This window comes from Candidatus Pelagibacter bacterium nBUS_44 (genome assembly GCF_051200895.1).
GTDB lineage: Bacteria > Pseudomonadota > Alphaproteobacteria > Pelagibacterales > Pelagibacteraceae > Pelagibacter.
In genome coordinates this window covers 92,285-118,901 of the sequence record NZ_CP172838.1, presented here as the reverse complement: position 1 = coordinate 118,901, position 26,617 = coordinate 92,285, and the positions used below count along the sequence as shown (strand labels likewise).

The 26,617-nt window shown below is 28.6% G+C and carries 26 protein-coding genes and 1 riboswitch; of the genes, 10 read left to right on the top strand and 16 right to left on the bottom strand.

From position 1 onward, the window contains the following. Nucleotides 1–301: 301 nt before the first annotated feature. The gene (locus tag ACIJYB_RS00605) at nt 302–1,594 is read left to right on the top strand and encodes a peptidoglycan DD-metalloendopeptidase family protein (RefSeq protein WP_435151221.1); all 1,293 of its coding nucleotides are present in this window, start codon (nt 302–304) and stop codon (nt 1,592–1,594) included. On the opposite strand, the gene ACIJYB_RS00600 is transcribed toward ACIJYB_RS00605, so the two are convergent. From ACIJYB_RS00600 to ACIJYB_RS00580, 5 genes are read right to left on the bottom strand one after another with little or no spacing between them, the layout of a single operon-like run. Further along, on the bottom strand, nt 1,591–1,992 hold the full coding sequence (locus ACIJYB_RS00600) for a DUF4167 domain-containing protein (RefSeq protein ID WP_435151220.1): 402 nt from the start codon (nt 1,990–1,992) through the stop codon (nt 1,591–1,593). The genes ACIJYB_RS00605 and ACIJYB_RS00600 overlap by 4 nt on opposite strands. 12 nt (nt 1,993–2,004) lie before the next feature. Further along, nucleotides 2,005–2,847 (bottom strand): peptide chain release factor N(5)-glutamine methyltransferase, encoded by an 843-nt coding sequence (prmC, locus tag ACIJYB_RS00595; protein WP_435151218.1) that lies wholly within the window; start codon nt 2,845–2,847, stop codon nt 2,005–2,007. Then, nucleotides 2,848–3,921, bottom strand: coding sequence for a peptide chain release factor 1 (gene prfA / locus ACIJYB_RS00590; protein WP_435151216.1), 1,074 nt, complete (start codon nt 3,919–3,921; stop codon nt 2,848–2,850). Beyond that, the gene (gene ispG, locus ACIJYB_RS00585) at nt 3,921–5,018 is read right to left on the bottom strand and encodes a flavodoxin-dependent (E)-4-hydroxy-3-methylbut-2-enyl-diphosphate synthase (RefSeq protein WP_435151214.1); all 1,098 of its coding nucleotides are present in this window, start codon (nt 5,016–5,018) and stop codon (nt 3,921–3,923) included. Before ispG ends, prfA begins: the two co-directional genes overlap by 1 nt. Nucleotides 5,019–5,023: 5 nt before the next feature. After that, nucleotides 5,024–6,235, bottom strand: a complete 1,212-nt coding sequence (locus ACIJYB_RS00580) for an aspartate kinase (protein WP_435151213.1) — start codon at nt 6,233–6,235, stop codon at nt 5,024–5,026. 78 nt (nt 6,236–6,313) lie between these two features. On the opposite strand from ACIJYB_RS00580, the gene ubiG reads away from it, so the two are divergent. Next, the gene (gene ubiG / locus ACIJYB_RS00575) at nt 6,314–7,036 is read left to right on the top strand and encodes a bifunctional 2-polyprenyl-6-hydroxyphenol methylase/3-demethylubiquinol 3-O-methyltransferase UbiG (RefSeq protein WP_435151211.1); all 723 of its coding nucleotides are present in this window, start codon (nt 6,314–6,316) and stop codon (nt 7,034–7,036) included. Here the strand turns inward: ubiG and ACIJYB_RS00570 are convergent. Together ACIJYB_RS00570 and argJ are read right to left on the bottom strand one after the other, a co-directional pair. Beyond that, nucleotides 7,033–7,461: a DUF1178 family protein gene (locus ACIJYB_RS00570; RefSeq protein WP_435151209.1), complete on the bottom strand. Its 429-nt coding sequence runs from the start codon at nt 7,459–7,461 to the stop codon at nt 7,033–7,035. The genes ubiG and ACIJYB_RS00570 overlap by 4 nt on opposite strands. Nucleotides 7,462–7,500: 39 nt before the next feature. Then, entirely contained in the window at nt 7,501–8,802 is a 1,302-nt protein-coding gene (argJ, locus tag ACIJYB_RS00565) for a bifunctional glutamate N-acetyltransferase/amino-acid acetyltransferase ArgJ (protein WP_435086209.1), read from the bottom strand. Between the two features lie 65 nt (nt 8,803–8,867). On the opposite strand from argJ, the gene secA reads away from it, so the two are divergent. Then, entirely contained in the window at nt 8,868–11,405 is a 2,538-nt protein-coding gene (gene secA / locus ACIJYB_RS00560; RefSeq protein ID WP_435151207.1) for a preprotein translocase subunit SecA, read from the top strand. Between the two features lie 3 nt (nt 11,406–11,408). Here the strand turns inward: secA and ACIJYB_RS00555 are convergent, their stop codons facing one another. Continuing rightward, nucleotides 11,409–12,506 (bottom strand): acetyl-CoA carboxylase carboxyltransferase subunit alpha, encoded by a 1,098-nt coding sequence (locus tag ACIJYB_RS00555; protein ID WP_435151205.1) that lies wholly within the window; start codon nt 12,504–12,506, stop codon nt 11,409–11,411. 103 nt (nt 12,507–12,609) lie between these two features. Continuing rightward, nucleotides 12,610–12,698, top strand: a riboswitch (glycine riboswitch). Between the two features lie 79 nt (nt 12,699–12,777). On the opposite strand from ACIJYB_RS00555, the gene ACIJYB_RS00550 reads away from it, so the two are divergent. Continuing rightward, on the top strand, nt 12,778–14,964 hold the full coding sequence (locus ACIJYB_RS00550; RefSeq protein WP_435151203.1) for a malate synthase G: 2,187 nt from the start codon (nt 12,778–12,780) through the stop codon (nt 14,962–14,964). Here ACIJYB_RS00550 and recR read toward each other — a convergent pair. The 5 genes from recR to kdsB all read right to left on the bottom strand — a co-directional run bounded on the left by recR (nt 14,951) and on the right by kdsB (nt 19,255). Then, nucleotides 14,951–15,562: a recombination mediator RecR gene (gene recR / locus ACIJYB_RS00545; RefSeq protein WP_435151202.1), complete on the bottom strand. Its 612-nt coding sequence runs from the start codon at nt 15,560–15,562 to the stop codon at nt 14,951–14,953. The genes ACIJYB_RS00550 and recR overlap by 14 nt on opposite strands. Nucleotides 15,563–15,565: 3 nt before the next feature. Further along, entirely contained in the window at nt 15,566–15,883 is a 318-nt protein-coding gene (locus ACIJYB_RS00540; RefSeq protein WP_435151199.1) for a YbaB/EbfC family nucleoid-associated protein, read from the bottom strand. Then, on the bottom strand, nt 15,876–17,546 hold the full coding sequence (gene dnaX / locus ACIJYB_RS00535; RefSeq protein WP_435151197.1) for a DNA polymerase III subunit gamma/tau: 1,671 nt from the start codon (nt 17,544–17,546) through the stop codon (nt 15,876–15,878). Before dnaX ends, ACIJYB_RS00540 begins: the two co-directional genes overlap by 8 nt. A 141-nt stretch (nt 17,547–17,687) precedes the next feature. Further along, nucleotides 17,688–18,524 carry a prephenate dehydratase domain-containing protein gene (locus ACIJYB_RS00530; RefSeq protein WP_435151195.1) on the bottom strand — a complete coding sequence of 279 codons (837 nt, stop codon included), beginning with the start codon at nt 18,522–18,524 and terminating at the stop codon, nt 17,688–17,690. After that, nucleotides 18,524–19,255, bottom strand: coding sequence for a 3-deoxy-manno-octulosonate cytidylyltransferase (gene kdsB, locus ACIJYB_RS00525; RefSeq protein WP_435151193.1), 732 nt, complete (start codon nt 19,253–19,255; stop codon nt 18,524–18,526). The genes ACIJYB_RS00530 and kdsB overlap by 1 nt, the downstream gene beginning before the upstream one ends. 116 nt (nt 19,256–19,371) lie before the next feature. On the opposite strand from kdsB, the gene ACIJYB_RS00520 reads away from it, so the two are divergent. Then, complete coding sequence (locus ACIJYB_RS00520; protein WP_435151191.1) at nt 19,372–19,917, top strand: c-type cytochrome; 546 nt, start codon at nt 19,372–19,374, stop codon at nt 19,915–19,917. Here ACIJYB_RS00520 and argF read toward each other — a convergent pair. Continuing rightward, a complete protein-coding gene (argF, locus tag ACIJYB_RS00515; protein ID WP_435151189.1) occupies nt 19,909–20,838 on the bottom strand; it encodes an ornithine carbamoyltransferase in 930 nt (309 codons plus the stop codon). The two genes, ACIJYB_RS00520 and argF, sit on opposite strands and share 9 nt — an antisense overlap. A 1-nt stretch (nt 20,839) precedes the next feature. Further along, on the bottom strand, nt 20,840–22,006 hold the full coding sequence (locus tag ACIJYB_RS00510; protein WP_435151188.1) for an aspartate aminotransferase family protein: 1,167 nt from the start codon (nt 22,004–22,006) through the stop codon (nt 20,840–20,842). 171 nt (nt 22,007–22,177) lie between these two features. Here ACIJYB_RS00510 and ACIJYB_RS00505 point away from each other — a divergent pair, with 171 nt between their 5' ends. Beyond that, on the top strand, nt 22,178–22,672 hold the full coding sequence (locus ACIJYB_RS00505) for a GcrA family cell cycle regulator (protein ID WP_435151186.1): 495 nt from the start codon (nt 22,178–22,180) through the stop codon (nt 22,670–22,672). A 3-nt stretch (nt 22,673–22,675) separates the two neighbouring features. Here ACIJYB_RS00505 and ACIJYB_RS00500 read toward each other — a convergent pair whose 3' ends face one another. Continuing rightward, nucleotides 22,676–23,665: a complex I NDUFA9 subunit family protein gene (locus ACIJYB_RS00500; protein ID WP_435151184.1), complete on the bottom strand. Its 990-nt coding sequence runs from the start codon at nt 23,663–23,665 to the stop codon at nt 22,676–22,678. 26 nt (nt 23,666–23,691) lie between these two features. On the opposite strand from ACIJYB_RS00500, the gene ACIJYB_RS00495 reads away from it, so the two are divergent. Genes ACIJYB_RS00495 through ACIJYB_RS00480 form a run of 4 tightly spaced genes read left to right on the top strand, consistent with a single transcriptional unit; the run spans nt 23,692 to nt 26,616 of the window. Beyond that, complete coding sequence (locus ACIJYB_RS00495) at nt 23,692–24,303, top strand: ribonuclease D (RefSeq protein ID WP_435151182.1); 612 nt, start codon at nt 23,692–23,694, stop codon at nt 24,301–24,303. Beyond that, complete coding sequence (locus ACIJYB_RS00490) at nt 24,303–25,268, top strand: KpsF/GutQ family sugar-phosphate isomerase (RefSeq protein ID WP_435151180.1); 966 nt, start codon at nt 24,303–24,305, stop codon at nt 25,266–25,268. The genes ACIJYB_RS00495 and ACIJYB_RS00490 overlap by 1 nt, the downstream gene beginning before the upstream one ends. Continuing rightward, nucleotides 25,269–25,838: an LPS export ABC transporter periplasmic protein LptC gene (lptC, locus tag ACIJYB_RS00485; protein ID WP_435151179.1), complete on the top strand. Its 570-nt coding sequence runs from the start codon at nt 25,269–25,271 to the stop codon at nt 25,836–25,838. It abuts the gene before it with no gap. A gap of 1 nt (nt 25,839) precedes the next feature. Beyond that, on the top strand, nt 25,840–26,616 hold the full coding sequence (locus ACIJYB_RS00480) for an ATP-binding cassette domain-containing protein (protein WP_435151178.1): 777 nt from the start codon (nt 25,840–25,842) through the stop codon (nt 26,614–26,616). Nucleotide 26,617 lies beyond the last annotated feature (1 nt).

Genomic DNA, 26,617 nt, shown 5'->3' with positions numbered 1-26,617 from the left:
TATATAATGTTGAAGTGTGTACGACAAATTTTGGTAACCTTAACCGTCCACACTTCTCTTCTTAAATTTTTACTTTTTAAATAGCTAATTGGGTCTAAAAAGCCCAATAATCCACACTAATCTATTGTGTTAACAATAATTTTCGTGAGAAAGTGTGACGCTTATAGGCTAAAATAAAAGGAAATCAAGCATTTAAGAATAAAAAAAATTTATTAAAATCGACAAAAAATGATGATTTTATTGGGTTTTTTTTGATTTTTTTACACTGCTGAACTAATAATCTCTATCAATAAATTTAAAAATGCAAAAAAAAATTATAAGTCTGTTTTTAAAAAACTTAGAAATATTTGTACTAATTTTTTTTATTATAACAATAATTGTTACCTCGTCTTTTTTTAATTACCAAAAAAAAATAAATATTCAAAAATATAATAATTTTATAAATAATATTTATTTAAAAAAAACCCTTGATGAAATTATTAACAGTTTAGAACCTAGATATAAAAAATATAACCACAAAATTCAGGCAGGAGAAACTTTTGTCAATATTTTGGAAAATTATTCAATTAGTAAAAAAGAAATTAATCTTATTAAAAAAAACCTTGCAAATAAAGTTAATATTAACAAGCTCAATACAAATCAAAGAATTCAAATTACAGTAGATCAGACTAATAATGAAATTAAAGAATTTGTATTTCAAATTTCAAATACTGAAAAAATTTATTTATCAAGAAAAGATGCAAATAAAAAATTTAATCATGAAATCCTAACACTTAAATTAGATAAAAAAATTGTTTATAAGGAAAATGTAATTAAACAAAGTTTATACAAAGCTGCTACTGATCAAAAAATTCCACCTAATACTATAATTGAATTTGCTAGAATTTACGGTTTTCAAGTAGACTTTCAAAGAGACATTAGAAAACTAGATAAATTCCAAATTATGTATGAAGTGTTTACTGATAAAAATAATAAAGTAATTGAAACTGGAGAAATTCTTTTTGCAAATCTTAAACTTAGTGGTCAAGATAATTCTCTATATTATTATGACAAGAAAGGAAATGAAGGTCATTATGATAAAAATGGAAAAAGTGTTCAAAAAGCTTTAATGAAAACACCTATCAATGGTGCAAGATTATCTTCATCTTATGGTATGAGAAAACATCCAATTGATGGATTTAATAAGATGCATAAAGGAACTGATTTTGCAGCTCCAATGGGAACGCCAATAATGGCATCTGGGAATGGTATAATAAAAAAAGCTGGCTGGTGTGGAGGAGGTGGCAATTGTGTAAAAATTAAACATAATTCAACTTATGAAACAGTTTATGCTCACATGTCTAAATTTGCACGAGGAATTAATAATGGCGTAAGAGTTAAACAAGGTCAAACAATTGGATATGTTGGTTCAACTGGTAAATCAACTGGTCCACATTTGCACTATGAGGTTATTGTTAATGGAAAACGAGTGAACTCTCAAAAATTAAAGCTTCCGTCTGGTAAAATTTTAAAAGGGGTAAATAGAGAGATATTTGAAATTAATAAGATTAAATTAGATGTTCTTAAATCAGAAAAAATTATTGGTTTAAATTAGCTTACTTCCGTTTTTTTTTCTTCTTCAATAGTTTCTTTTGAGCTATTGCCTTTTTCCTCTGTACTTAAAATAGGATCATTAATCTTACTTTCAGCAAATCTAATCTTTTTTAAATTTTCTTGTTCATTTAAAATTCTTGTAAAATGGTCTGCATGCTGAAGGTAATTTTCAGATAAAATTTTATCTCCATTTGAAGAAGCTTCTCTTGCCAAATCATTATATTTTTCTATTAATTTCGGAGCATTATGGTTGTTTCTGCCAGGGACTTTTCTCTTAAAGTTATCATTATTTGAGTAATTAGATCCAAATTTAGGTCTATCCCCATTACTTTTAAAATTTCTATCATTTCTTCTAAAATTATTTCTTCTTACATTGTTGTTATTTCTAAATGTTACCATAAATCTAATTAGTTATATTTTGGTACTAACTATGCAACGATCATTCTTTGCAAGATCTTTAATAGTACTGTTTATATAAAAACCCTTATTGTTTAATAATTTAATAACTTTACTTTTTTGATCAAAACCAATCTCTAAAATAAATTTTCCATTTTTTTTTAACAGCTCAGATGATTTTTTTATTACTTTTCTAATTACTGTTAAACCATCCAATCCACCATCTAGAGCTAATTTAGGCTCAAACTTTAGAACATCATTCTCCAAATATTTTAAATCACTTCTTTTAATATAAGGGGGATTGGAAATAATTAAATCATATTTGCCTTCAGCAAATTTGTCAACATCTGATTTGTAAAATTTAACTCTTTTGTCAACAAATAGCCTTTTTGCGTTTATTTTAGATATCTCTATCGAATTTTTACTAATATCTATTCCAGTTCCATAAAAGTTCTTTCTTTCTTTTAGTATACTTAAGAGAATACACCCTGAACCAACTCCGATATCAAGAATTCTTAAATATTCTTTATTCTTAGTAACTTTTAAAATTTGTTCTATAATAATTTCTGTATCAGGACGTGGTATAAGAGTGTTTTTATTAACATAAAATTCGCTTTTCCAAAAAAACTTTTTATTTAAAAGATAGGCTATAGGTTTTCTGGTAGCTCGTTCACGAACCAATTTTTTAAAATATTCTAAATTTTCATTATTTAAAACTTTATCATGATTTAAAATTATATATTCACGATTTTTGTCCAAAGCTTTAGCCATTAAAATTTCTGTATCGAGTTGAGCAGATAAAATAGATTTGCTCTTTAAAACACTTGTTCCTTCTAAAACTGCTGACTGAATGTTCATTTAATTTAAACTACTCAAACTATCTTCTTGTGCTTGCAATGTTAATGACTCAATCATTTCATCAAAAGCTTCGCCCTCTAAAAATTCCTCCAATCTATGAAGTGTTAAATTAATTCTATGATCTGTGACTCTACCCTGAGGAAAATTATAAGTTCTAATTCTTTCAGATCTATCCCCCGTTCCTATTTTTGTTTTTCTGTCTTTCGATCTTTCTTGGTCGATTCTTGATCTTTCTAGTTCATACAACCTTGACCTTAATATCTTCATTCCTTTGGCTTTATTTTTATGTTGTGATTTTTCATCTTGCTGAGAAACAGATAATCCTGTGGGAATATGGGTAATTCTAACTGCACTATCAGTTGTATTTACTGACTGTCCTCCTGGCCCACCCGCTCTAAAAACATCTATCCTTAAATCAGACTCATTTATTTTTAAATCAACCTCTTCTGCTTCTGGCAATACAGCAACCGTTGCAGCTGAAGTATGAACTCTTCCTTGTGTTTCGGTATCTGGTACTCTTTGAACTCTATGAACTCCACTTTCATATTTTAAAGTTGAATAAATATTAGTTCCTTTTATTGATGCTATAACCTCTTTTAGACCTCCAGCATCACTCCTAGAAATTGATATTAACTCTAATGTCCATTTCTTTTTATGACTCACTTTTTCGTACATCTTAAAAAGGTCAGAAGCAAATAAGCTTGCTTCTAGTCCTCCTGTTCCTGCTCTAATTTCTATGATTGCATTTTTTTTATCTGCTTCATCTTTTGGAAGTAAGAATAATTTCAATTTTTTTTCATTTATTTCAAATTCAGTCTTTAAATCTGACAATTCAAGTTCAGCCATATCTTTTAATTCTTTATCTGCAGAACTATCATTTAAAATTTTTTCCAGATCTTTTTTATCGTCCTCGTATGATAAATACTTCCTAGCATTTTCTATAATTTCATTAACATCGGAGTACTCTTTTGATTTTTCCGCAAACAGCTTTTTGTCAATTTCACCAGAAGATAGATCTTTTTCTAAAGTTGAATGTTTTAGTATAAGTTCTTCAATTGTTTTTGCTGGTATCATTATTTTTTTTCTAACTCCGAAGCTTTTTTTTCAACTTCTGCTACAACTTTATCAATTATTTCATTTGTTAAGACTTTCTTACTCTGAACACCAGAAAGATAAAGCATATTGTTACCTTTTCCACCACCTGTAATACCCACATCTGTCATTGCTGCCTCACCAGGCCCATTTACTACACATCCAATTATAGATAGTGTAACTGGAGTTTTAATATGCGATAGTTTTTCTTCTAAAATCTTAACTGTATCGATTACTTGAAATGCTTGTCTTGCGCATGAAGGACAGGATATAATTTTTACTCCTCTGTTTCTTAATCCTAATGACTTTAAAATTTCGTTACCAATTTTTATTTCTTTTACCGGGTCATCAGAAAGTGAGATTCTGATAGTGTCCCCAATTCCATCTAAAAGTAATGTTCCAAGGCCAATAGATGATTTAACACTTCCTGATACAAAACTTCCAGCTTCTGTTATTCCAAGATGTAACGGATAATCCATTGCTTTTGAAAGTTGTCGATATGCTGCAATTGATAAAAAAACGTCTGAAGACTTAACGCTAACTTTGAAATTAGAAAAATTTTGATCCTCTAAGACTTTGATATTTCTTAAAGCACTCTCTACTAAAGCTTCCGGACAAGGTTCTTTATATTTTTCAAGAATGTCTTTTTCAAGTGAACCTGCATTAACCCCAATTCTTATTGAGCAATCATTATTTTTGGCAGCACTTAAAACGTCATGAATTTTTTGTTTATCACCAATATTGCCTGGGTTTATTCTCAAACATTTTGCTCCATTTTCGGCAGCTTCAATTGCTCGTTTATAATGAAAATGGATGTCAGCAATTACTGGTAGTTTTACATTTTGTGTTATTTCTTTTAGCGCATTTGTTGAGTCTTCATCTGGACATGAAACCCTTACTATGTCAGCACCCTCTTCATGAATTGCATTTATTTGATTAATTGTAGCTTTAATATCAGTTGTTAAAGTATTCGTCATTGATTGAACTGAGATAGGATTGTCCCCACCAATCTTTACATCACCAACATTTATTACTTTTGTTTTTTTTCGATTAATATTTCTGAAGGGCCTGAGGCTCATAAAATTTAGTCTAATTTAAATTCTTTATGTAATACAACTATAGCTTTTTTTACTTGATTAGTGGCAACTAAAACTGAAATCTTAATTTCAGAAGTAGATATTACCAAGATGTTTATCTTTTTTGAAGCTAAAGCTTGAAACATACGATAAGTTATCCCAGGAGTTGTTATCATTCCGACTCCAATAATTGAAACTTTTGATACATTTTTGTCAAAAGATAATTTTTTATAAGATATTTTTTTGTTACTTTTTATAAACTTTTCTGTTTTTTTTAAATCATCAGATTTAATTGTAAATGTTAGGTCGGTTTCTTTTCCATTAAGAGCAATATTTTGAACAACCATATCTACATTTATCAAGTTTTGAGATAGAGGTTTAAAAATAGATGCTGCTACTCCCGGTCTATCTTTAACTCCTTCAATTGTAATTTTTGCATCATTTTTAGTTGATGAAATTCCAGTTATGATTTGATTACTAAAAGCTTTTGATGAATTAGTAATCAATGTTCCAGGCTTTGAAACAAATGAAGATTTAACTTTTATATCTATTTTACTCAATTTTGCATCTTGTACAGATGTTGGTTGCATAACTTTTGAACCTAAAGATGCCATTTCCAACATTTCATCATAAAATATTTTTTTAATTTTTTTTGCTTTTTTGTACTGTCTTGGATCAGTAGTATAAACACCATCTACATCAGTATAAATAATGCACTCATCTGCTTTAATATATTTGGCTATCATTATTGCTGTAGCATCTGAACCGCTTCTTCCGATAGTTGTTAGCCTATAATTATTGTTGATTCCTTGAAAACCAGTAATTACAGGAATGCCTCCATTTTTGAGATAGTTTTGTACATCTTTTGAAACCACTCTATTAATCCGTGCAGCTGAGTGTGGGCCCTCAGTTATAATTGGTATCTGCCAAGATAACCAAGATCTAGATTTAAAACCAATATGATTTAATCTTCCCGCAATTAAAGCACAGGAAACTTGCTCACCAGTAGATAGTAAAGTGTCATATTCTGCTTTATCAAAATTATTTGATATTAACTTGGATTTATTAATTAGTTCATTAGTGGCGCCACTCATAGCAGAAGAAACCACTACTACTTTATTTTTCTTCTTTTTATAGGAAGATATAATTTTACATACCTTTTTAATTCTATCGATACTTCCTACAGAAGTTCCACCAAACTTTAAAACAACAGTTTTCATTGATCAAATTTATTTATTATAATTTAATAAATAATTGATAAAATACATCTTAATTGTTATGTCAACTAATTATCGATCATGAACAGTATAAATAAAAAAGAAATTGAAAAATTTTCCAAAATGGCGGCTGAATGGTGGGACCCTAGCGGAAAATTTAAACCACTTCATAAATTTAATCCAATAAGAATTCAATACATTAAAGAAAATATAATTAGTAATTTTAAATTAAAGATTAAGGAAAAACCTTTAGATAAAATCAATATATTAGATATTGGATGTGGAGGCGGGCTTCTCTCTGAGCCAATGACAAGATTGGGTGCAAATGTAACTGGAATTGATGCATCTAGTAAAAATATCAATATTGCCAAACTTCATGCAAAAAAAAATAAACTTAAAATTAATTATATATGTTCGCCTCCTGAAAAATTAAAAATTAAGAAAAAATTTGACGTTATTTTAAATATGGAAATAGTTGAACATGTTGAAGATATTAATTTTTTTATAAATTCTTGTTCAAAACTTCTTAAAAAAAACGGGCTAATGTTTATTGCAACTCTTAATAAAACTTTAAAATCATATATGTTTGCAATTATCGGAGCAGAATATGTATTAAGGTGGCTTCCCATAGGAACTCATGACTGGGAAAAATTTGTAAAACCTGAAGATCTTAAAAAAATTTTAATCAAAAATAATTTAAAGTTAGAAAAGTTAGATGGAATGAATTTTAATATAATCAAAGATGAGTGGAGCGTATCTTCTGATGCTTCAATTAATTATATTGCAAAATCAATAAAACTCTAATTATCCTTGTCTTCTATCCAGGGTATCATTTGAGAATCGATACCTTCTTCTTTAAGTTCCATAATATCTTTCTTGGAAGCTTTTCCATAGATACCTTTGGTTTTTTTTTTAGGATTGTAGTGTATAGATCGGGCCTCATAAGCAAAATTCTCACCAACAAATTTAAAATTCTCTTTGATAAATTTTTGATAATTTTTAATTGTTTTTTTTACATTTTCATATTTATCTAATTGCAAATCATTTTTTGTATCTTTTTTATTATTCCTTACACTTGGTGACATAAGAGTTTTATCTACTTTTATAGAATTACAAATATGACAAATTAATAATTTCTTTTTTTTAAGTTTTTCGAATTCAGTAGAAGAAGCAAACCAACTGTCAAAAGCTATCTCACAATCACTACATTCTAATTTATATTTAATCATAATTTTTAATTAATAATAATTTTTAAATTTTCAATACTCTTAACTTCTATAATCTGCATTAATGTCTATATATTTTTTTGTAAAATCCATTGTATAAGCAGTAAAACCTTTCTTGCCTGTGAAGATTTCAATATCAAAATTTATATAGTCACTTTTCATATATTTAGACGCCTTTGCTTCATCATAACCCTGGTGTAATTTACCATCTTGGACAATTTTAAAATCTCCTAATTTAATTGATAGTTTTTTTAAATTTATATTTGGGCCAGCTTTACCAATCGCCATCACAATTCTTCCCCAATTAGGATCTTCACCCGCAATTGCAGTTTTAACAAGAGGTGAGTTTGCGATTGAAAAAGCAATTTGCTTAGCTTCAATATCTGATTTGCATTTTTTTACTTTTATAGTTACAAATTTCGAAGATCCTTCTCCATCAGAAACTACTCTTTTGGCCAAATTCAACAAAACACTATTTAAAGCTTTGTCAAAATCTTGAATTTTTTTATCATTAAAGTTTTTAATTTTAGCATTATTAGCCTTACCAGTTGCAAAAATAGTTGCCATATCATTTGTGCTTGTATCTCCATCACAGGAGATGGCATTAAAAGTTGTAGAGATATTCTTTTTTAATAATTTTTTTAAAATATCATTTGAAATATTTGCGTCTGTAAAAATGTACGCTAGTGTTGTTGCCATATTTGGATGAATCATTCCTGAACCTTTTGCTATTCCATAAATTTTTATTTCTTTATTTCCAATCGTACACGTTTCCATTGCTAACTTGGGCTTGGTATCTGTTGTCATAATTCCAAGTCCTGCTTTCATCCAAATAAATTTGTTTTGGGTATATCTGATCTTATTAATTAAATTAGGAACTTGATCAGAAATTTTTTTATAAGGAAAAGGTTCGCCAATAGTCCCCGTGCAACCAAACATAATTTCTTTAGAAGAAATTTTTTTAGGAATATCCTCGTCTTGTTCTTGTTTTTTTGTTAATTCAATTGAAACAATTTCAGACAACTTCTTTAGACTTTCTTGGCCCTGCTTACCAGTAAAAGCATTCGCATTTCGAGTGTTAACTAGAAGTGAATATATCTTTTTACTTTTTTGGCTTAAATTCCATTTAATATTTTCTGATACTATTTTTGATTGGGTATAAACAGAGGCATAATTTGCCCCATCTCTAAAATAAAATAATGATAAATCATCTCTATTATCATTATATAAATTTGCACTTACAACAGATATTGATAAGCCATCAATATGATCTAGGTCTTGATAATCAATCATTCTAGCATTTTTTGATTTTGATGATAAAAAATTTGATAAATTAATTCCCATAGTATTTAAAATAATTATTTAATTCATATATTAAACAATATAAGTAAAGAATAAATCAAATACTCATGTTTAACCCATTAAATCTCATTTCAAAATTTATTAAAACTAGCAATCAAAAAGAGCTTGATAGAGTGGGCAGTATTGTAAAGAAAATCAATTCACTTGAAAATGAGATTAAAAAACTTGGTGACGTAGATTTTTCAAACAAAACACAGGAATTTAAGAATCAAATAAAAAAAGGTAAAACTTTAGATGAAATTTTACCAGAAGCTTTTGCGCTAGTACGAGAAGCTTCAAGGAGAGTAAGAAACGAAAGACACTTTGATGTTCAAATAGTAGGTGGGGTTGTTTTACATGAAGGCAAAATTGCTGAGATGAGAACTGGGGAAGGAAAAACCCTTACAATTACTTTAGCCGCATACTTAAATGCCCTCACCGAAGAAGGAGTTCACATTGTAACCGTTAATGATTATCTTGCAAAAAGAGACTCGATAGAAATGGGTCTTATATATAATTTTTTAGGTTTATCGTCAGGTTTTATCAATAATGATCAAAGTGATGAAGAGCGAAAAAAAAATTATAATTGCGATATTACATATGCAACAAATAGTGAGTTAGGATTTGACTATTTGAGAGACAACATGAAGTTTTCAGAAAAAGAAATGGTTCAAAGAGAACATATATTTTCTATTGTTGACGAAATAGATTCATGTTTAATAGATGAGGCTAGAACACCCTTAGTAATTTCAGGTTCTACTGAAGATAAAACAGCTCAATATATAGCAACAAATAAATTAATTAAATTTTTAAATAAAGGTGACTATGAAATAGATGAAAAAGAAAGAAGTATACTTCTTACAAATGATGGGATTAATGCTGTAGAAGAGCTTTTTTCTAATGCTGGCATTTTAAAAAATAACAATTTCTACGACCCAGAAAATTTACATTTAGTTCACCATGTCAATCAAGCACTAAAGGCAAATCATTTATTTGAAAAAGGCAAAGATTATATTGTTAAAGATAACAGTTTAAAAATTATAGATGAATTAACTGGAAGAATACTTGAAGGAAGAAGATTTGGTGACGGACTACATCAGGCTTTAGAGGCCAAAGAAAAAATTGACATTCAAGCAGAAAATCAAACTTTAGCTTCCATAACATATCAGAATTATTTTAAACTTTATAAAAAAATATCTGGCTGTACTGGTACAGCTGCAACTGAAGCTGAAGAATTTTTTGAAATTTATAACTTAAGTGTTGTAATTATTCCAACTAACAACGAAATGATTAGAAAAGACTATAATGATCAGATTTTTAGAACTGAAAATGAAAAAAATAATGCTATAATTGAAAAAATAGTTGATCGACATGAAATAGGTCAACCAATTTTAATTTTCACATCTAGTATTAATAAATCTGAAATTTATTCAAATTTGTTAAGAATAAAAAATATTAATCATGTTGTTTTAAATGCTAAAAATCATGAAAATGAGGCAGAAATAATTGCTAATGCTGGTAAAGAGAAATCAGTAATAATCACTACAAGTATTTCTGGAAGAGGCGTTGATATTCAACTTGGTGGCAAGAAGAGTTCTGTTGCAGATAGTCAACTTAAAACTGATAAAGATAGAGTTAAATCTTTAGGAGGTTTGTTTGTTATTGGAACTGAAAGAATGGAGTCACGAAGAGTAGACAATCAAGCAAGGGGGAGAGCTGGAAGACAAGGTGATGAAGGTAATTCTATATTTTATGTAAGTCTTGAGGATGATTTAATGAGAATTTTTGGATCAGAGTCTATGAATAAAATGCTAGAAAAATTAGGCCTTAAAGATGGAGAAAGTATCGATCATCCTTGGATAAACAAAGCTCTAGAAAGAGCTCAACAAAAAGTTGAAGTAAGAAACTTTGATGTTAGAAAAACTTTAATTAAATTTGACAATGTTTTAAATGACCAAAGGCATGTTATTTTTTCTCAAAGAAAAAATGCCATGAATAGTAATAATATATTTGACTATTCAGATGAATTTTTAAAGGAAATAATTCAAGATATCATTAAATTGAAAATTCAAAATTTATCCGACCCTAAAAGCAAGGAATTTAGCAACCATCTTAAACAAATATTAGGCAAAAGTTTTAATGAAACTGAATTAAAAGAATTACTTTCCGCTAAAAATGAAATGTTAAATGAAAAAATTATAATGAAATTTTCTGAGTCTAGACAGGAGAGAATTAAACTTTTAGGAGAAGACCACGCTAAAGATATCGAAAAAAGAATTTTTCTCCAATCAATAGATTTAAATTGGAAATCACATATTCAATATCTAGAACATTTAAGACAAGTAATTGGACTTAGATCTTACGGACAAAGAGATCCTCTTGTTGAATATAAAAAAGAAGCTTTTGAGCTATTCTCAAATCTTTTAAATAAACTAAAATTAGATTTTATAACCATTTTAATAAATTTAAAAATTGTCACAGAACAACAAGAAGAAGATAAAACATCAATGATAGATCAAATAAAAAGTCGAAAAAAAATTGGAAGAAATGAACCTTGCTCATGTGGATCTGGTAAAAAATTTAAACATTGTTGTGGTGCTTTATAAAATTTAAAACAAACTAAAAGCAAAAAACAAAAAAACCAAACCTACAATTGCTGACCCAATTAAAACTTTTTTTGATTTTAAAATTTTATCAAAATTATTATTTTTAATTGTTAAAGTGCTCAAATCTTCAGGGCTGCTAATAAACCCTTGGTTTCTTCCAATTTTTAAAAACTTATTTTTTCTTTCATTCATAATTTCTTCAGATGATAAATTTTTAAAGTAGTTTAAATTTTTTGAAATAGAGTCTCTTAAGCCATCTAACATTTGATCTTTATCTCTATGAGCGCCTCCTAGTGGTTCAGAAATTATCTCATCAATAACTTTTAATTCTAACAAATCTTTTGCTGAAAGTTTCATTGCTTTTGCGGCATCAAGCATTTTCTTAGGATCTCTCCACAAAATAGTTGCACACCCTTCTGGAGAAATTACTGAATAAATTGCATTTTCCAACATAATAACTTTGTTAGAGGACGCTAAAGCGATTGCACCTCCAGAACCTCCTTCTCCAATAATAATTGCTAAAGTTGGTACACTTAGCTCCATGCAACACTCTATTGATTTAGCAATAGCCTCAGCCTGACCTCTTTCCTCCGCTCCTACACCTGGATAGGCTCCTGGTGTATCGATAAATGATATTATTGGAATATTAAATTTATTTGCTAAATTCATTAATCTAATTGTTTTACGATACCCTTCAGGTCTCATCATTCCAAAATTTCTTTCAATTCTAGTCTCTAAATTCTCACCTTTTTCTTGACCTATTACCAAAACTGAAGTGCCATTAAATTTAGCAAATCCTGTTAAAACAGATTTATCCTCACCATAAAAACGGTCTCCCGACAAAGAAATGAAATCATCAAACAAATTATCAATAAAAAACTTAGATTTTGGTCTATCCTCATGACGAGCAACCATCGTGGTTTGCCAAGGATCAAGATTTGAATAGATATATTTTAATTTTTTATCTAGCTCAGCTTGTGTGCTAGATATTTTTTGAGTATCTACTTCTGAGAGACCGTCTTGATTGTATGGGTCTTTTAATTTTTCTATCTCAGACTCTAAATTTTTAATATCTGTTTCAAAGTTAAGATAATTTTTCATGGTTTGTTTATAATAGAAATTTAAATTATAAAAAAGGCAATAAAATGTTAATTAAAACTAATATTTAGCATTATTAATTGACTTAAAATATTTAAACGATACAAATTTCAGATCGGGAGAGACTAACAAGATTTTAGCGCCGAAGGAGCAACCACCCCGGAAACTCTCAGGCAAAAGGACCGATCAAAGCATAACACTCTGGAAAGAGATTAATTTCCGCCGAAGGAGCAAAACTCTCAGGCAAAAATACAGATGGGGTCACAAAAGTGCTATGCCAGAAAAATACATAAATATTAATACTCTCAAAGTTTCAGAAAGTTTATTAAATTTTGTAAATGATGAGCTATTAACAGATACAGGAATTTCCTCTGATAAATTTTGGCTAGGTTTTCAAAAAACAGTTAACGAGCTTGAACCTAAAAATAGAAAATTAATTAGCTTTAGAGAAACATTACAAAAAAAAATTGATGATTGGCATATTAAAAACAAAGGTAATGAAATTAAACTAGATGATTATAAAAAGTTTTTACTTGAGATTGGATATTTAAAAAAAGAAGGTACAGATTTTTCAATAAAAACGGAAGATGTAGATGACGAGATAACAAAAATAGCTGGACCACAATTAGTCGTACCGATCATGAATGCACGTTATGCCCTCAACGCAGCAAATGCAAGATGGATGAGTTTATATGATAGTCTTTATGGAACTGATGTTATAGAACAATCTGAAGACAGTGTTTCCGAAAGATATGATCCTTTAAGAGGAGAAATGGTTATCAAATATTCAAGAGATTTTTTAGATAAGCACTTTCCAATCAAAGATCTTAGTTGGCACAAAATTACAGGTGTAGCTGTTAAAGAAGGTAACTTAAAAATTCTAAAAGGAGCTAATATATTTGATCTAGCTGAAGAACAAAAATTTATTGGTCACAGAGGTGAAGCTGATAACCCTTCAGCAGTTATATTAAAAAATAATAACTTACATATTGAAATATTAAGAGATCCAAGAGCTTTTAGTGCTCAACAAGATCATGCAGGGATTAGTGATATAATTTTAGAAGCTGCTATATCAACAATTTGTGACAACGAAGACAGTGTTGCTGCGGTAGATGCTAAAGATAAAGTTGTTTGTTATAGAAACTGGCTTGGTCTGATGAAAGGTAATCTTAAAACACAATTTGAAAAAGATGGTAAATTATTTGAAAGAAAATTAAACCCTAATAGAAGTTACATTTCAAAAGATGGCAAAGGACTTAAGTTACATGGTAGAAGTTTATTATTAATTAGAAACGTAGGACATTTAATGACAAATCCTTCTATAATTTTAAGCAATGGTAACGAAGTACCCGAGGGTATTATGGATGCATTTATAACTGTAGCTGCAGCAATTCATGATTTAAAAAATAAAACAAATTCAAGAAAAGGATCCATCTACATAGTGAAACCAAAAATGCATGGACCAGATGAGACTGAATTTACAGATTTAATTTTTTCTAAGGTTGAGGAATTATTTGGTTTAAAAAAATACACTTGTAAAATAGGAATTATGGATGAAGAAAGAAGAACATCATCAAATTTAAAAGAATGCATAAGAACTTTAAAAAATAGAGTTTTCTTTATTAATACTGGGTTTTTAGACAGAACAGGTGATGAAATGCATACTTCAATGGAAGCTGGACCAATGATCAAGAAAGGAGATATGAAATCTTCTAAATGGATTTTGGCATATGAAAATAACAACGTTGATGTTGGATTACAATGTGGTTTATCAGGAAAAGCACAAATTGGAAAAGGAATGTGGGCTATGCCAGATAAGATGAAAGATATGATGGAACAAAAAACAGGACACTTAAAAGCGGGTGCAAATTGCGCCTGGGTTCCCTCTCCTACAGCAGCTGCCTTACATGCGTTACATTATCACGAGACCAATATTTTTGATGAACAAAAAAAAATTATTAAAAGAGAAAAAGCAAAACTAGATGACCTTTTAACAATTCCTGTTGCAAACAGACCAAATTGGTCAGTAGAAGAAATTAATAGTGAAATATCAAACTCTGCACAAACATTACTTGGTTATGTAGTTAGATGGATTGATCAAGGTGTGGGATGCTCTAAAGTTCCAGATATTAATAATATTGGATTAATGGAAGATAGAGCAACACTTAGAATATCGTCACAACATATTGCCAATTGGATACATCACGGAATTACCACTAAAATTCAAGTTACAGAAATAATGAAAGAGATGGCAAAAGTAGTAGATAAACAAAATGAAAAAGACTCTGCGCACAATCGAAGTGGAAGAACAGGATATACAAAAATGTCCGACGATTTTGATCGATCTTTAGCTTTTAAAACAGCATGTGATTTAATTTTCAAAGGCAAAGAACAGCCCTCAGGGTACACCGAACCATTATTGCATAAAAATAGATTAAAAAAGAAACTTAATCTGAATTAGAATTTAAATTAGATCTATTTTTAAAAGCAGAAAATAGTGTTCCATCATCTAAACTTTCGATCTCACCGCCTACAGGCAATCCTTGTGCTAATTTAGTAACTTTAGTATTAGTATTTTTTAAACTGTCTTGAATATAGTAAGCTGTAGTTTGTCCTTCAACAGTTGCACTTGTTGCCAGTATAACTTCCTCTATGTTGTCTCTATTTACCCTCTCGACTAAAGAGTCAATTAAAAGATCTTCTTTTCTTTGACCAACAGAAGAAATTGTTCCTCCTAAAATATGAAAGTATCCTTGAAAAATATTTGAGTTTTCAATTGACCACTGATCGGCAATATCCTCTACAACACAAATTTTTCTATATTTTTCTTTTAAATTTTCACAATTAACACATCTTTTTAAATTAGATTTTAATGAACCACATGAATTACATCTTGTTACATTTTTATAAACTTGAGCTAACGTACTTGCCATTGGTTTTACTAATTCATCTCGATTATTAATAAGTTTAAGAACTATTCTTTTAGCTGACTTCGGCCCTAGACCTGGAAGCTTTGAAATTAATTTAATTAGTTCCTCAATCTCACTAATATTCTGCATTAGTTATAATGGCCATTTAAAACCAGGAATTCCAAAACCTCCAGTGGCTTTCGAAATCTCTTCAGTGGTCTTTGTTTTTAATTGTGATTTTGCACTATTGTGAGCAGCAACTATTAAGTCCTCAATTATTGTTTTATTCTCCTTAATAATTTCTTCAGATAATTCAATTTTTTGCATCTCACCTTCGCCATCAAGAGTAATTTTAACTGAATTAGACCCTGAAACTCCTTCAGCTTTAATCTCCTTAATTTTTTCTTGGCTTTCTTTCATTTTAGTCTCTAGCTCTTTCGCTTTATCTAAAATTTTTGTAAAATCAGTCATCTTTATCCTCTTTCTTTTCATTCAATTTAACATCTATAAGTTCTGCGTCAGGGAATTTTTTCATTACTTTTTTATAAAATTCTAAATTTTTAACTTCATTAATTAATTTATCTTTTTTATTTTTTTGTTTTTCTTTAACTGACATCTCACCCTTAGACTTACTAAAAGTAATAATCCATCTTTCAGCAGTCCATTCATAGAGTTTTGAAGAAAGATCTTTTACAAAGTCTTTATCTAAATTATCATTAAAAGAAATTTCAATTCTATTTCTTTCAAATTTTACAAGGTTTACATTTTTTTCTAATTCATATTTTAATTTAATTTCTTTTTTAAAAGTGCAAATATTAAGAAGATCATCAAATGAATTGATTAAATTTTTATCTATCACTTTTATCTCTGGTTTAGCTTCTGGTGTCTGTTTTTCCTTTTGAGTTATATTTTTTATTTGATTAACAGTTCTTGAATTATCCTCAAACTTTTGTTCGTTTTCTTCATTTGCTGTTCCATTATTCAAATTATCATTGCTTTCATTTTGATCTAAATTTTTCTTTAATTTAATTGAACTTAAATGCATTAATCTTATTAAAAACATTTCAATTGACAGATGTTGGTTGGAGACAATATCTAATTCTTCAAGTGAAGAAATTGCAAACTGCCAAAATAAAATTAAAACTTCGGGATCTAGCTGATTAGAAATATCTTTGATTTTTGAAAACTCCTCATCATTAAGAGAGAAGTTCGTGCTTTCTAAAGATAATGAGTTAATATTTTTAAAATAATAAAGTATTTCTAAAAAATCATTTATGAATACTTTTGGCTCAATACCCTGATCAAAAATTTTTCTATAAATATTAATAACTTTTTCCTCTTCTCCTTTTAATATTAATTCAAATAAATCAATCAATTGGGACTTGTCAAAATATCCAAAAATTTTTTGCGCCATATTAAGATCTAACTCTGTTTTTACATCTAAGCTTAGTAAAGCTCTATCCAATAAAGATAATGCGTCTCTTACAGATCCTTCTGATATTTTTACAATTAATTTTAAAGCTTCATCTGACGCTTTACCTTTTTCTTTTTCTTTTATATCTTTAATGAACTCGAATAATTTTGATGATTTAATTCTAGACAAATCGAATCTTTGACACCTTGAGACAACAGTAATAGGTATTTTTTTAATTTCTGTAGTTGCAAAAATAAATTTTAAATATTCTGGTGGCTCTTCAAGTGTTTTTAACAAAGCATTAAATGCCTGTTTACTTAACATATGAACTTCATCAATTATAAATATCTTATATTTTGCTGATGTCGGGCCATATCTTGAAAATTCAATTAGATCTCTTACATCATCAACGCCGGTTTTGCTGGCAGCATCCATTTCAAGCACATCAATGTGACTAGAGTCTGCTATAGATTTACAATTATCGCACAACTCTTCTTTGCATAAATTTTCTATACCATTTAAACAATTTAGTCCTTTAGCAACAATTCTAGCAGTTGTAGTTTTGCCAATTCCTCTAATCCCAGTGAATAGATAAGCATTAGGAATTTTGTCTGCTTTGATTGAATTTGTTATAGTTTCAGCCACTACTTCCTGACCAATAAGATCATCAAAAGTAGCTGGTCTATATTTTAATGCTAATACTTTAGAGTTATTATTCATTTTATTTATTTTAAGGAGACTAGAACCTGAATAACTGTCTTTACGACTGCTTCCGTTAAGATCTGGTCGGGTTCAAGCAGCATCCACCTCTAGCCTCCAAAACTATTATAGCAGTTATATTTTCTATTCTACAAGAAAAGATTATTTTTTTTTCTCTCTTAATTTATCAGCCTCAAAAACACCTAAGACGTGAAAATCCTCACAATGAAGCCCTAGCTCCTCTAAAGATTTTTGTACTTTTGGATCCTCTATATGGCCATCTAGATCACACAAAAAAAAGAATGAATCAAATGTATTTTTTTCTGGATAACTTTGTAGTTTTGTTAAGTTCACACCATTGATCGCAAATCCACCTAGAGATTGATAAAGGGCGGCAGGCTTACTTTTAAGTTTAAATAAAAAAGAAGTAATATATTTATTATCTCCAAATTCAGGTTGTGAAATATTTTTTCCCATTACTAAAAATCTTGTTAAATTGCCATTTTCATTTTCAATATTTTTTTTAACAATATCTAGTCCGTAAATTTGAGCACTTAGAGAGGATGCTATCGCAGCTTGCTTAACATCTTTTATTTTTGAAATCATTTTCGCAGAGCCAGCTGTGTCTGCTCTAATATGTTCTACTAAATTATTATCTTTTATAAATTTTGAACATTGAGACAAACCTTGTGCATGAGAATATACTTCTTTTATATCACCAAGTTTTGCACCAGGTTGACCTAATAAATTATGTTCTATTTTTTGAAAATGTTCTTTGTAAATATTTAGTCTATGTTTGAATATTAAATATTCAATACCAATATTTCCTGTAATTCTATTTGACTCAGGAATAATTATTTTACAATCTGGTTCTAGACTTGCTTTATTAAAACATTCATCAAAAGTTTTACATGGCATTACTTCTGCATCAGGATCAACTGACAATGCAGCTAAATGTGAGTACGCTCCAAAAGTACCTTGAAAAAAAAATTTTGACATTAAACTTTATATTCCATAATTTTTTTTAAGGCTAGATAATCTTCCTCTGTGTCAACTCCTATCGGGGAAGAGCTTGCAAGAGCTACATTTATATCGATATTATTATCTAAAGCTCTCAACTGCTCTAATCTATTTTCAATTTCATCTTTTGATTGATTTAGTTCAACAAATTTTTTCAATGTCTCAGTTGAATAGCAATAGATTCCTATATGATGATAGGTATTAGCTATTTCTGACGATCTTCTTAAAAAATTCCTTGCTTTAGAAAACTCGTCATCATTTAAATTTTTGTTAGTTATAACTTTTACAATATTTTCATTATCTAGGTCTTTGAGATCTTTCATTTTGGCAGCAAGAGTACCCATTTGAGATTGATTGCTTACCATTTTTTTATTTAGACTTATAATGTCCTCAATATTAATTGCTGGTTCATCACCCTGTAAATTCATTACCAAATCTACATCTTTTACCTCTAGTTTTTGTAATGCCTCGTAAATTCTATCAGTTCCTGTTTTGTGATTTTTGCCTGTTAAAATGGCTTTACCTCCATTTTTAACAACATCATCTACTATTTCTTGATCCTCAGCTGCAACAACTACATCTCCAATATTCGCCTCCTGAGCTCTTTTAAATACGTGTGATATAATTGATATATCTCTTATTTTTAAAAGAGGCTTGCCAGGCAGCCTAGTTGCTGACAATCGTGAAGGTATAATAGTTAATGTTTTCATTAATAATAGAATTAATATTATACATATTAAATAGAAATAGAGGCAAATTTATACATTAAATTTAAATAATTTTTTAATTTATCGTGATATATATTCAAACATAATATTTAAAAAAAATGGATTCTTTTGAAATTAATAAAATAGTAGCTGCTGTATTAATGGTTGCACTTTTGCTCATTGGTATTGGTAAATTATCAAAAGTCATATTTCATGTAGAAAAACCTAAAACTCCTGGATATGCAGTTGAACTAGAGCAAACCACAACAGTATCATCATCTGCAGAGACAGCAACATCAGTAGAGGAAAAAGTTGATATCGCAGCACTGATGACGATGGGAGATATCACTTTAGGTGAAAAAATTTTCAAAAAATGTGCAGCTTGTCATTCAATTGTTAAAAGTGGCAAAAATAAAATTGGTCCTGCATTATATAATGTAGTTGAAAGAAAAGTTGGAGGAGTTACAGATTACAAATACTCAAAAGCTTTAGCTGCTTACGATAAAAACTGGACGTTTGAAGAATTAAATGGATTTCTTAAAAAACCAGCTAAATACATTAAAGGAACAAAGATGGCCTATGCCGGACTAAGAAAAGAAAAAGATAGAGCTTCTGTTATAAAATACTTAAATCAAAATTCAGATAGTCCTGTACCACTACCTTAATTTTCCAAAACAATATAATAAAATACTTTTTTGGACATGCACTCTATTAAGAGCTTGTTGCCATACATGAGATTTTTTTCCTAAAAAAACTTCATCACTTACTTCAGATCCACGGGGCAAACAGTGAAGAAAAATGTAATCTTTCTTGGCATAACTCATTAATTTTTTATTTATCTTAAATTTTTTGAATTGTTCAATTTTTTTCTTTTTATTTACTTTATCATTTAGAGAAATAACTTTATCTGAAAATATAACATCAGCTCCTATAGCAGCTTTTTTTGCTTCATTATAAATAAATATTTTTTTATTATTTTTCTTTACCCACTTTTTAACTTCCTTGCCTGGTTCAAAATTTTTTGGACATCCTATACTAAGTTTGAATGAAAATTTTACAGATGCAGCTATTAAACTGTCCAAAACATTATTGGAATCTCCAATCCAGCAAATATTTAATTTTGAAATTGGTTTTTTCTTTATTTCTTCAGCGGTAAAAATATCAGATAAAACTTGGGTTGGATGTGAAGATGGACTTAAACCATTAATTACTGGTATAGTTAAATGATCTCTAAAGCTTTCAACTTTTTCATCACTATCAGTTCTCAACATAAAACCATCACCATATGTTGAAAGTATTTTTGCAGTATCTGCTATACTTTCTCCACCTTGGCCAAGATGAAGCTCATTTGATCTTAGAGTAAGTGTCCCACCCGCAAGCTGTTTCATTGCTAATTCGAAGCTTAATCTTGTTCTTAAGCTTGATTTTTCAAACATTTGAATAAGTAATTTACCTTTTAATGGTGCCCCCTTGTCAACTTCTAAAGTACTTAGCTTTTTTCTAAGGTTTTTTCTTTTTTTTGCATCAACGATAATTTTTCTAAGGTCTTTAGCTGGTATATCTTTTAAGCTTATAAAATGTTTCATTTTAATTTAATTCTGAACAAACTTTTTTTATTATTTTTAGTGATTGGTTGATTTCATTCTTTTTTACATTTAGTGGTGGTAAAATTCTAACTACATTTTCAGCTGCTCTAATAGTCAATAATTTATTATCCATTAATTTTTTGATAAATTTTGTTTGATCTGTTTTAAGCTGTATTCCAATCAATAAACCTCTGCCTCTTATCTCTTTAATAATGTTAGGATACTCATTTTTAATTTTATTAAGATTAAATAAAAAAAATTTTGAAATACTTTTCACATTTTTTAAAAATTTCTTATTTGAAATTATATCCATAACTGAACTGCCAACAGTCATTGCTAATGGATTGCCACCAAAAGTAGATCCATGCGTTCCAGCGATCATTCCTGAAGCAACTTTTTTATTCATTAAAACTGCTCCAATTGGAAACCCACCTCCAATACCTTTTGCAATTGGAACAATGTCTGGTTTTACTTTTGATTTTTCAAAAGCAAAGAAATCACCTGATCTTCCTATTCCACATTGGACCTCATCTAATATTAATAGAATGTTTTTTTTATTACAGATTTTTCTTAGTTCTCTTAAACACCAATCTGGAATTACCTTAATACCTCCCTCACCCATAATCGTTTCAACCATTATAGCTGCTGTATTTTTTTTAATTTTTTTTTTAAAAGATTTATGGTTACCAAAATCAAAATGATCAAAACCAGCTACCTTTGGTCCAAAACCTTCTGTCATTTTTTTTGAACCACTTGCATATATTGCTGCTAGCGTTCTTCCATGAAAACTATTTTTAACACATAAAATTCTATTTTTTTTAGGTTTACCGATTGAATAGAAATATCTTCTTGCAACTTTAATTGCAGCCTCTGTTGCTTCTGCGCCACTATTTTGAAACATTACATAGTCAGCAAAAGTTTTTTTAGCTAGCTTTTTAGCTAACATTTCTCCTTCTGGAATTTGAAATGCATTTGAAATATGCCAAAGTTTTTTTGATTGTTTGTTTATAACATTTACCAATTTAGGATGTGCATGTCCTAAAGAATTTACAGCTATACCTTGAACAAAATCTAAATATTTTTTTCCATCGGTTGAATATAAAAAGCTTCCCTTTCCATATTTAAATGAAATTTTTTTTCTATTATAATTTTTTGCTAAATAACTCATAATCTTAATCAGTTTTTATAAATTTTAATTATTAGATACAAGTTATGATTGAAATTACCTATAAACCAATTTTAATATTATTTTGTTGATAACTTTCACATATTGCTTGTTTTAATATAGATCGTATCAGTATATTGTTGTTATTTAAAATATTAATACTAGATGTAGATTATGAGCTGGAATGAAGAAAAAGTAAATAAGCTAAAGGAACTTTGGGGCAAAGGGAATACAGCTAGCCAAATTGCTGAAATTATAGGTGGCATCAGTAGAAATGCAGTTATTGGAAAAGCACACCGATTGAACCTTTCTGCAAAGATTAAAACGAGGGCAGCAACCTCAAATCAAAATTTTGAAAATTCTCAAATAGAAAAGAATAATAATTCTAAACGAGGACGAAAAAGTAAATTTAAATCTTTAATTATTGAAAAGGATTTTGAGCCTGAAAACCCCAAACAATTAGAAGATTTAGATGAGAACTCATGTAAGTGGCCCATTGGACATCCTAATGAAAAATCTTTTTACTTTTGTGGTAGATCTTCCCTGAAAGATTTTTCTTACTGCAAATTACACCTTTTGTATGCTTATCAGCCTAAAGGTAAAAAGGATGAGACATCAGAAAAAGAAGAAGTTCCAGAGTTCATTGAAAAGAAAATTCAGTCAGCTTAAAATTTAATTATCAGTTTTATTCTCTAGTTTATTTTCAGATAAGTATTTTTCTGTAGAAAATTGACCACCTTCTCTCCACATAAAACTATATTTTTTTACTTCTTGATCAAAAAATCTAACACTAGGAACTCCAATATCCGAATTAGTTTTATATTTTCCAGATTTAATATTATCATATTTTAACAGTCTCAATTGATCTCTTGTAATTAAAGGGTTTGGCAATATCTCAAAAAGGGATGCTGTTAATTTTGATATTGGCAATGGAAAAGGTAATAAAATTCTTTTTTTATTAATTAATACTTGTAATTTTTCTAAAATTTTTTTTAAAGATATGGTCTCTGGTCCCACACATTCAATAATTTTTGAGTAAATATTGTTAGAAATAACATGATAAATTGTATCTGTTAAATCCGAGCAATGGATAGGTTCAAATTTTGTTTTTCCACCATAATAAAGAGGGAATACTGGTAACCTATTTAACAATGTCATAAAATTTGTAGTAAAATTATCATCTACAGAATATACAACAGAGGGTCTTAAAATAGTTGCTAATGAGAAATTTTTTAAAATATTCGCTTCTCCTTCTAATTTACTCTTTGCATATTCAGAGTCTATTGGATCATTTATTCCTAAGGCAGATAAATGAATAAAATGTTTGAGGTCATATTCTTTACAAAGTTTAGCTAGCAATGAAGGTAAGACTGAATGAATATTTTTGAATGTATTGCCACCTTTTTTTTCAAACAAAATTCCAATTAAATTCACACAAATATCTGCTTTCTTAAAAAGATTTCTAATTTTTTTTTCATCAAAAATATTTGCCTCAATTATGTCAATATAGCCTGCATTTGCCTGGGTTTTAATTTTGTAGCTTTTTTGATGTATATTTCTTGTTACTACAGTTACTCGATAATTGTTTTTTGTAAGCTTTCTGATTAAGTTACGTCCTATTTGACCACTACCACCAAAAATTAGACAATTTTTTGCTTTCATTTGAATTCCGTTATATATGTTTAGAAATGAGTAACAATATTCAACTTCACAAAAATGATTTACCAGATGATTTAGATTTAGGCAATCTAATAGCTGTTGATGGGGAGTTTATGGGTTTGAATGTTAGGCGTGATCCTCTATGTTTAATTCAATTATCTTCAGGTAATTCAGATGCACACATTGTCCAGTTTGACAGAAAAAACTATAATGCACCAAATCTAATAAAACTGCTTGTTAATGAAAAAATAACTAAGATATTTCATTATGGACGTGCAGATCTTGCTCATATTAAACACTACCTAAAAACAGATACAAACAACATCCTTGATACCAAAATTGCTTCAAAGTTAGCAAGATCCTATTCAGATAGTCATTCTTTAAAAACATTAATAAAAGAATTTATTAATATCGATATTAGCAAACAGTTTCAAAGTTCAGATTTTGGTGGTGAACTTACTCCCGCACAATTAAAATACTGTGCAAATGATGTAATATATTTACATAAAATCCATGAAGAACTTAGTAAAATTTTAAAAAGAGAAAATAGAATTCAGCTATACCAGGAAAGTTTAAAATTTTTAAAAACTAGAGTTAATCTAGATCTAGCATTATTTAAGGATGATATCTGGTCACATTAATGAGTAAAAGATTTATACCAACTGCAAAAAATGTAATTGATCTTGAAATTAAAGCATTACAGGAATTAAAAAAAACTATTAATAGTTCATTTAACAAAGCTGTAATTGAAATTGCTAAATGTCAATCAAAAGTTATTCTATGTGGAGTTGGTAAGAGCGGACTTATAGCTGCAAAAATTTCAGCAACCTTATCTTCAGTCGGAACACCTTCTTTTAATTTATCTGCAAGTGACTCTTCACATGGAGACTTGGGTAGCTTATCAAAAAAAGACATTCTAATTTTAATGAGTTATTCAGGAAAAACTAGTGAACTAAAAAATATAATTCAATATGCAAACAGAAATAAAATTTTATTAATTGGAATTATGTCAAAAAAAGACTCTATTTTATATAAGGCCTCAGACATTAAGCTTATAATTCCAAATGTAAAAGAGTCAGGAGGAATTGTTCCTACATCAAGCACCATTGCTCAACTTGCTTTGGGAGATGCTTTAGCAATTTCAGCAATGCAGTATAAAAAATTTGGTAAGCTTGACTTTAAGAAAATTCATCCAGCAGGAAATCTTGGAGCCCAACTAAAAACTGTTCAAGATATAATGTTAACAGGTAATAAAATTCCGTTTGTTAAAGAAGATTTAAAAATGAAATCTGCAATTAAAATATTAAGTGATAAAAAACTTGGTATTTTGATTGTTCAAAATAAATTAAAAAAAACAACTGGTATAATAACAGATGGTCAAATCAGAAGATTTAATCAAAAAAAAATTCACCTTCATTCTATTAAAGTTAAAGATGTAATGACAAAAAGTCCAATAAGTATAGATAAAAATGTGTTGGCAGCTAAAGCATTGGCCTTAATGAACAATAATAAAATAACCTCATTATGTGTCTATGAAAAAAAAAATAAATATAAAACGATAGGTGTAATACATATTCACAATATTCTTCAGTCTAATATTTCATAAATGAAAAAAAAAATTATAATTTCTATAATTATATTTTTGCTAATTTTTATTTTATTTTTCTATTTAAAAAGTCAAAAAAAAAACATAAAAACTAAAACAATTGAACCAGAGATTTCTAGTGACATTGTATATGGTTCTAACATAATTGAAGATGTGTACTATTCATCAAATGACATTAAGGGAAATAAATATGTCATAAAAGCCTCTATAGGAGAAATTGACTACAATAATTCAAATATTATCTTTCTTACAAATGTAAGTGGATTTGTAAAACTTAAAAATTCAAATGATATAAAAATTACATCAAAGTATGGCAAATATAATACTGAAAATTTTGATACAATATTTTCAGAAAATGTAATAATAGATTATCTAGATAACAATATTTTAGGAAAATATCTGGATTTTTCAATTAAGAGAGGCTCTATGATTATGTCAAATGAGATTGTATATACTAATTCTAATAACATTTTAAAAGCTGATGTAATAGAAATGAATATAGATACTAAAGATACTAAAATTTATATGTTTGAAGATAACAAAAAAATAAATATTAAAAGCAAAAAGTAAAATGGCTGTAATAAAAAAATTTAGAATTAAGTCTTTTAAAAATATTAACTCTGTTATTGAATTCAGCAATGTTTCTTTAACTTATGGAAATAGATTAATTTTAGATAACATCAATTTTAAAATTAATGAAGGTCAAATCTTTGGGATGCTTGGACCAAATGGTGTTGGTAAATCTACAATCTTTAATCTTATTACAGGGTTAATTAGTCCACAAAATGGTAAAATTAAAATTCAAGGAAATGATGTCACTCAATATCCTATTTATTTAAGAAGTAAAAAATTTAAGGTAGGATATGTTCCTCAATATGGTGGTTATTTTAATGATCTGACACTTCTTGATAATTTAAAAGCAATAAGTGAGATTGTTATCGAAAATAAAAATTTGAGAAATGATAAAATTAATTATTTAATTTCTAAATTTGAACTTGATAACCTAAAAGACATAAAGGCTAAATTTTTATCTGGAGGTCAAAAGAAAAAATTGGTAATTGCGCTATCACTTATGAGCGAACCAAAAGTATTACTACTAGATGAATGTTTTGCTGCTTTAGACTTGCTTACAATTAAAATGTTACAAGAAACAATTGTAAGTTTGCAACAGGAAAGTAATATAACAATTTGTATATGTGACCATCAAGCAAGAGATCTTCTCGCATGTGTTGACGTGGCTATGATATTAAGTAATGGTAAAATTGTAGCTCAAGACACCCCCTCAAACTTGGTACAAAATATTAATGCAAAAAATGCCTATTTTGGAGACAGCTTCAAATTTAATTAAG

Bases quoted from the DNA above. Each gene is read 5' to 3' on its own strand.
- ACIJYB_RS00605 (WP_435151221.1), top strand. From the start codon at position 302: ATGCAAAAAAAAATTATAAGTCTGTTTTTAAAAAACTTAGAAATATTT.
- ACIJYB_RS00600 (WP_435151220.1), bottom strand. From the start codon at position 1,992: ATGGTAACATTTAGAAATAACAACAATGTAAGAAGAAATAATTTTAGA.
- prmC (WP_435151218.1), bottom strand. From the start codon at position 2,847: ATGAACATTCAGTCAGCAGTTTTAGAAGGAACAAGTGTTTTAAAGAGC.
- prfA (WP_435151216.1), bottom strand. From the start codon at position 3,921: ATGATACCAGCAAAAACAATTGAAGAACTTATACTAAAACATTCAACT.
- ispG (WP_435151214.1), bottom strand. From the start codon at position 5,018: ATGAGCCTCAGGCCCTTCAGAAATATTAATCGAAAAAAAACAAAAGTA.
- ACIJYB_RS00580 (WP_435151213.1), bottom strand. From the start codon at position 6,235: ATGAAAACTGTTGTTTTAAAGTTTGGTGGAACTTCTGTAGGAAGTATC.
- ubiG (WP_435151211.1), top strand. From the start codon at position 6,314: ATGAACAGTATAAATAAAAAAGAAATTGAAAAATTTTCCAAAATGGCG.
- ACIJYB_RS00570 (WP_435151209.1), bottom strand. From the start codon at position 7,461: ATGATTAAATATAAATTAGAATGTAGTGATTGTGAGATAGCTTTTGAC.
- argJ (WP_435086209.1), bottom strand. From the start codon at position 8,802: ATGGGAATTAATTTATCAAATTTTTTATCATCAAAATCAAAAAATGCT.
- secA (WP_435151207.1), top strand. From the start codon at position 8,868: ATGTTTAACCCATTAAATCTCATTTCAAAATTTATTAAAACTAGCAAT.
- ACIJYB_RS00555 (WP_435151205.1), bottom strand. From the start codon at position 12,506: ATGAAAAATTATCTTAACTTTGAAACAGATATTAAAAATTTAGAGTCT.
- ACIJYB_RS00550 (WP_435151203.1), top strand. From the start codon at position 12,778: ATGCCAGAAAAATACATAAATATTAATACTCTCAAAGTTTCAGAAAGT.
- recR (WP_435151202.1), bottom strand. From the start codon at position 15,562: ATGCAGAATATTAGTGAGATTGAGGAACTAATTAAATTAATTTCAAAG.
- ACIJYB_RS00540 (WP_435151199.1), bottom strand. From the start codon at position 15,883: ATGACTGATTTTACAAAAATTTTAGATAAAGCGAAAGAGCTAGAGACT.
- dnaX (WP_435151197.1), bottom strand. From the start codon at position 17,546: ATGAATAATAACTCTAAAGTATTAGCATTAAAATATAGACCAGCTACT.
- ACIJYB_RS00530 (WP_435151195.1), bottom strand. From the start codon at position 18,524: ATGTCAAAATTTTTTTTTCAAGGTACTTTTGGAGCGTACTCACATTTA.
- kdsB (WP_435151193.1), bottom strand. From the start codon at position 19,255: ATGAAAACATTAACTATTATACCTTCACGATTGTCAGCAACTAGGCTG.
- ACIJYB_RS00520 (WP_435151191.1), top strand. From the start codon at position 19,372: ATGGATTCTTTTGAAATTAATAAAATAGTAGCTGCTGTATTAATGGTT.
- argF (WP_435151189.1), bottom strand. From the start codon at position 20,838: ATGAAACATTTTATAAGCTTAAAAGATATACCAGCTAAAGACCTTAGA.
- ACIJYB_RS00510 (WP_435151188.1), bottom strand. From the start codon at position 22,006: ATGAGTTATTTAGCAAAAAATTATAATAGAAAAAAAATTTCATTTAAA.
- ACIJYB_RS00505 (WP_435151186.1), top strand. From the start codon at position 22,178: ATGAGCTGGAATGAAGAAAAAGTAAATAAGCTAAAGGAACTTTGGGGC.
- ACIJYB_RS00500 (WP_435151184.1), bottom strand. From the start codon at position 23,665: ATGAAAGCAAAAAATTGTCTAATTTTTGGTGGTAGTGGTCAAATAGGA.
- ACIJYB_RS00495 (WP_435151182.1), top strand. From the start codon at position 23,692: ATGAGTAACAATATTCAACTTCACAAAAATGATTTACCAGATGATTTA.
- ACIJYB_RS00490 (WP_435151180.1), top strand. From the start codon at position 24,303: ATGAGTAAAAGATTTATACCAACTGCAAAAAATGTAATTGATCTTGAA.
- lptC (WP_435151179.1), top strand. From the start codon at position 25,269: ATGAAAAAAAAAATTATAATTTCTATAATTATATTTTTGCTAATTTTT.
- ACIJYB_RS00480 (WP_435151178.1), top strand. From the start codon at position 25,840: ATGGCTGTAATAAAAAAATTTAGAATTAAGTCTTTTAAAAATATTAAC.